Annotated in this window: 4 protein-coding genes; 2 read left to right on the top strand and 2 right to left on the bottom strand. The window is 65.2% G+C overall.

Features of this window, described 5'->3' with window-relative positions:
* Both rbbA and I5M_RS26145 read right to left on the bottom strand, forming a co-directional pair.
* A partial coding sequence (gene rbbA, locus I5M_RS26150) for a ribosome-associated ATPase/putative transporter RbbA (RefSeq protein WP_022724094.1) occupies positions 1-2,349 on the bottom strand: 2,349 nt, incomplete at its 3' end.
* Positions 2,346-3,389 (bottom strand): HlyD family secretion protein, encoded by a 1,044-nt coding sequence (locus tag I5M_RS26145; RefSeq protein ID WP_022724093.1) that lies wholly within the window; start codon positions 3,387-3,389, stop codon positions 2,346-2,348. The genes rbbA and I5M_RS26145, both read right to left, overlap by 4 nt.
* A gap of 200 nt (positions 3,390-3,589) precedes the next feature.
* Between I5M_RS26145 and I5M_RS26140 the strand changes: the two genes are divergently transcribed.
* Both I5M_RS26140 and I5M_RS26135 read left to right on the top strand, forming a co-directional pair.
* Positions 3,590-4,462 carry an IclR family transcriptional regulator gene (locus tag I5M_RS26140; protein WP_022724092.1) on the top strand — a complete coding sequence of 291 codons (873 nt, stop codon included), beginning with the start codon at positions 3,590-3,592 and terminating at the stop codon, positions 4,460-4,462.
* 73 nt (positions 4,463-4,535) lie between these two features.
* Positions 4,536-4,777 (top strand): CoA transferase (locus I5M_RS26135; protein WP_031337643.1); only part of this gene is annotated, 242 nt, incomplete at its 3' end.

The following is a 4,777-nucleotide window of genomic DNA, read 5'->3' as shown; positions in this document are numbered from 1 at the left end:
GACAGCCGAAATGAAGAAGGCAGCGAACATCAACAGGCAGAAGCTGATCAGCGACAGCAGCACGTACGGCGCCTGCTTGCCGATCAGGAATTCGGCCGGCGTCACCGGCGTCGAGCGGAAATTGGCAATCGAGCCGACTTCCTTCTCGCGCACCACGCCGACCGCGGTGAGCATCGCCGGGATCAGCATCAGGATGAGCATCATCACGCCCGGGATGATGGAGTAGATGCTCTTGAACGCCTGGTTGTAGCGAAAGCGCGTCTCGATATTGATCGGCGACGGATTCGAAATCAGGTTGTGGCGGCGATATTGTTCGGCGAGATAGACTTGGCTCAGACCGGTGACGTAGGAGCGAATCGTCTCCGCGCGGAACGGCATCGAACCGTCGATCCAGACCGCCACCTGCGGCCTCTTGCCGGTGACGAGGTCGCGGCCGAAATCGTGCGGCACCTCGACGGCGAGCTTCAGCTCGCCGCTGGCAAGCCGGCGGTCGAGCTCGGCCGCAGAGCGGATATCCGGTCGCTGTTCGAAGTAACGCGAACCCGAAAAATTCTCGAGCAGTTCGCGGCTCTCCAGCGAATTGTCCTGATCGAACACCGCGTAGCTGAGATTTTCGACGTCGAACGAAATGCCGAAGCCGAAGGTCAGCATCAGCGCCAGCGGGCCCAGCAGGGCGAAGCCCAGCCTCAGCCGATCGCGCAAGATCTCCATGGTTTCGCGGCGCGCATAGGCCCACATCCGCGCCGGATCGAAGCGGCGCTGGCGGACAGGCTTGGCGTCGGCGGAGACCGGCAGCTCATCGCCGTCGGTCGTCTGGTCGGGCTCGGCGACTTCTTCCAGATAGGCGATAAACGCGCTTTCGAGATTGGCGGCGCCGCGCTTCGCCACCAACGCCGCCGGCGTATCGACCGCCAGCACGCGGCCGGCATGCATCAGCGAGATGCGATCGCAGCGCTCGGCCTCGTTCATGAAGTGGGTCGAGATGAAGATCGTCACGCCGTCTTGCCGCGACAGCGCGATCAGGATGCGCCAGAACGAATCCCGCGCCACCGGGTCGACGCCCGAGGTCGGCTCATCGAGGATCAGTACTTCAGGCTTGTGGATCACCGCGACCGCAAGTTGCAGGCGCTGGCGCAGGCCGAGCGGCAGGCTCTCCGGGCGCTGATCGACGCAGTCGTTCAGATCGAACCGCTGCAGCATCTCGGCGACGCGGCCGGCGATCTGATCCTTGGGCAGTTCGAACAGCCGCGCGTGCAGCTCGAGATTCTGCCGCACGGTGAGTTCGGAGTAGAGTGAGAAATTCTGCGACATGTAGCCGACGCGCCGCCGCGTCGCCATGTCGGAAGCGTCGAGCTTTTGTCCGAACAGCTTCGCTTCGCCCTCGTCCGGCGTCAGCAGGCCGGTCAGCATCTTCATCGTCGTCGACTTGCCGCAGCCGTTGGAGCCGAGGAAGCCGAATATCTCGCCGCGTTTGATTTGGAAGCCGACATGATCGACGGCGACGAACTCGCCGAAGCGCTTGGTCAGGTTCTCGGCTTCGATCGCCATCGCGCCGCCCCGTGCCGGCAGCGGCGGCAGCACGATCGGCGTGTTGTCGCCGCGCGCCTCTTCGGGAAGCAACGAGATGAAGGCGGCATCGAGCGTCGGCTTGCCGGTCTTTTCGCGCAGTTCGGCCGGCGCGCCGAAGCCAATGATGCGGCCGCTATCCAGCGCCGCCAGCCAGTCGAAGCGTTCGGCCTCTTCCATATAGGCGGTGGCGACCACCACACTCATCTGAGGCCGCCGCGCGCGGATGCGGTCGATCAGATCCCAAAATTGCCGCCGCGACAGGGGATCGACGCCCGTGGTCGGCTCGTCGAGGATCAGCAAATCCGGATCGTGGATCAGCGCGCAGCACAGCGACAGCTTCTGCTTCATGCCGCCGGAGAGTTTGCCGGCCGGACGATCCTCAAACTGCGCCAGGCTGGTGGCGCGGAGTAGTTCGTCGATGCGACGCCGGCGCTCGGCCGCGCCCTGGCCGAACAGCCGTCCGAAGAAATCCAGGTTCTCGAACACCGACAGCGTCGGATAGAGATTGCGGCCGAGGCCCTGCGGCATGTAGGCGATGCGCGCGGCCGACACTGCGCGGTGCGCCGGATCGGCCATATCGCCGCCGAGCGCGAGCACCTTTCCGTGCTGGATGCGGCGGACGCCGGCGATCAGCGCCAGCAGCGTCGATTTGCCGACGCCATCCGGGCCGATCAGTCCGACCATCCGGCCGCCGGGGATCTGCAAGCTGACACGGTCGAGCGCTTTGACCGCGCCGTATACCTGGCTCACATCGGTGAGCTCGGCCGCAAAGTCACTCATTGCGGCAGCTTGACCTGCAGTTTGTCCGGCCATTTGGCGTCACGGTCGACACGCAGATACGCCATGCCGCGCACGCCGGTCTTCACTTCCTTTTCGTATTTGCGCAACAGATCGGACGGCAGCGTCAGCTTGACGCGAAACATCAGCTTCTCGCGCTCCTCCTTGGTCTCGACCGCCTTGGGCGTGAACTGCGCCTCGCTGGCGACGAACGACACTTTCGCCGGCACCACATATTGCGGAATGGCATCGAGGATCAGCCGAGCGTCGTCGCCGTAAGCCAGTCGCGCCGCGACGCTCGAAGGCACGAACACCGTCATGTAGACGTCGGTAAGGTCGATCAGCGTCAGCACGCGCGAGCCGGCGCCGAGCACTTCCCCGGCCTGCGCCAGCTTGTATTCGATGCGGCCATGGCGCGGCGCCTTCAGCTCCATGTCGTCGAGCACCGACTTGATCCGCGCCACCTCGGCGCGCGCGGCATCGATCGCCGCGCCGGCATCGCCGAGACTGGCACGGGCGGCGTTGAGCGCGGCGTCGGCGACGTTCTGCGCCGAGCGGCGCTGGTCGAGCGCTTCGGCCGTGGCGAAGCCTTTCTCGTGCAGCGTTTCGACGCGGCCGAGTTGCTGGATCGCCAGCTTCTGTTCGCTCTCGCGCTGCGCCACCACGGCCTCGGCGACCGTCTTGGATTGAACCGCGCGGCGCTCCTGCGCTTCGGCGGCGCGGAGCTGAGCCTGAATGTCGGTGACGTCCATTCGGGCCACGACCTGGCCGCGCTCGACTTCGTCGCCTTCCTTGACGAGGACTTCGGCGATTCGTCCGGCGAGCTTGGTGGCGATCTCGACCTGTTCGGACTCGAGCCGGCCATTGGCGCTGGCGAAGCCGTCCGGTAGCCGGTTGGGCCGCAGCTTCTGCACCAACTTGTCGAAGCGGTCGTCAGCGTGGGCGCTCGGACCTGCCGAAACGACAAGACAGCCGGCCAAGACGAACAGCGCGATCCTGAGCCGACGAGACGCCCTGTTCGGGGCCGGGAATAGCTTCGTCATGGGCGTTTCTCAGACCTCACACCTGATCGATGCGAGGACCTAAGGCCGATTGCTGCATTGCGCCATGACGAAGCTCAATGCGCTCCTGCGACGCAAATCAGGCGGCGCACACGGGACACGGTGTTGTCCGAATATTGGACATTTTCATCAGATGGCATCGATTATCTGGACTCGATAATTCTTTCGTCGATAATCGCCAAATGAGCCGCGCAGCCCGTCCCCGCCCGACTTTCATTCCGTCGCCATCGGCCGAAGCCGTGCTTGCCGAAAGCGCGGGCGACGCGGCCTTCGCCACGACGCTAGCCAAGGGACTGGTCGTACTCGAGGCCTTTGAAGCCGGCGCGATGCTCGGCAACATGGAGATCTCGCTGCGCACCGGCATTCCGCGGCCGACCGTCGCGCGGCTGACCCACACGCTGACCGAACTCGGCTATCTGCGTCACGAACCAGCGCTGGCCAAATACGGCGTCGGTGCCCGCGCGCTGCGCCTCGTGCATCCGCTACTTGCCGACATGCCGTTCCGCCAGCGGGCGCGGCCGCTGATGCAGGACTTTGCGATGAGCGTGCGCGGCACGGTGTCGATCGGCCTGCTCGACGGCCCATCGATGATCTACGTCGAAACCGCGCGCTCGGGTGACGTCGGCCACATCCCCGACATCGGAATGCCGATCCCAGTGGTCAGCACCGCGATGGGCCGCGCCGCTTCGTCGACATTGCCGATGTGGGATGCGCGCGTGCTGGAGCAACACATCAAGGCTGCCGACGGCGCGATGTGGGACGAGTTCAGCGATGCCTATCGCGCCGGCCTGCAGCAATGCGTCGAGCGGGGCTTCGCCACCTGCTTCGGCGAGTACATGCCGGCCATTCACGCCGTCGCCGCGCCACTGTTCCGGCTGCGCGACCGCTCGTTCGCTCTCAACTGCGGCATTCCGGCATTCCGGCTGTCTCCAGGCCAACTTGAAACTGAGATCGGCCCGCGCATCGTCGCGCTGGCGGCGAGCATTCGCACGCTCGTCAAAGAGTCCGCCGCGACGACCGAGCCCGGAGACCGACATAAGAAGACGGCGAAGTAATTCCTGTGGGCGACCGCGCGCCCGTCGCGCGCGGTCGAATACGCAGGAACTTCGAACAACGGGGAGACGTACAATGGCCGGGCCGCTCGAAGGCTTGAAGGTACTCGATATCGCCACCATCATCGCGGCGCCATTGGCCGCGACGCTGCTGGCCGATTACGGCGCCGAAGTGCTGAAGATCGAGATGCCAGGACAGGGCGACGGGCTGCGCTCGTTTCCGCCGTTCAAGGACGGCAAGCCGCTGTGGTGGAAGGCCGCCAATCGCAACAAGAAGTTCGCGACGCTCGACCTGCGCACGCCCGAAGGCCTCGCGCT

The organism is Rhodopseudomonas sp. B29, assembly GCF_000333455.1.
Lineage (GTDB): Bacteria > Pseudomonadota > Alphaproteobacteria > Rhizobiales > Xanthobacteraceae > Rhodopseudomonas.
This window is presented reverse-complemented; position numbering and strand designations above follow the sequence as displayed.

Excerpts from the sequence above, each read along its gene's own strand:
- I5M_RS26145 (WP_022724093.1), bottom strand. The coding sequence starts at position 3,389 with ATGACGAAGCTATTCCCGGCCCCGAACAGGGCGTCTCGTCGGCTCAGG.
- I5M_RS26140 (WP_022724092.1), top strand. The coding sequence starts at position 3,590 with ATGAGCCGCGCAGCCCGTCCCCGCCCGACTTTCATTCCGTCGCCATCG.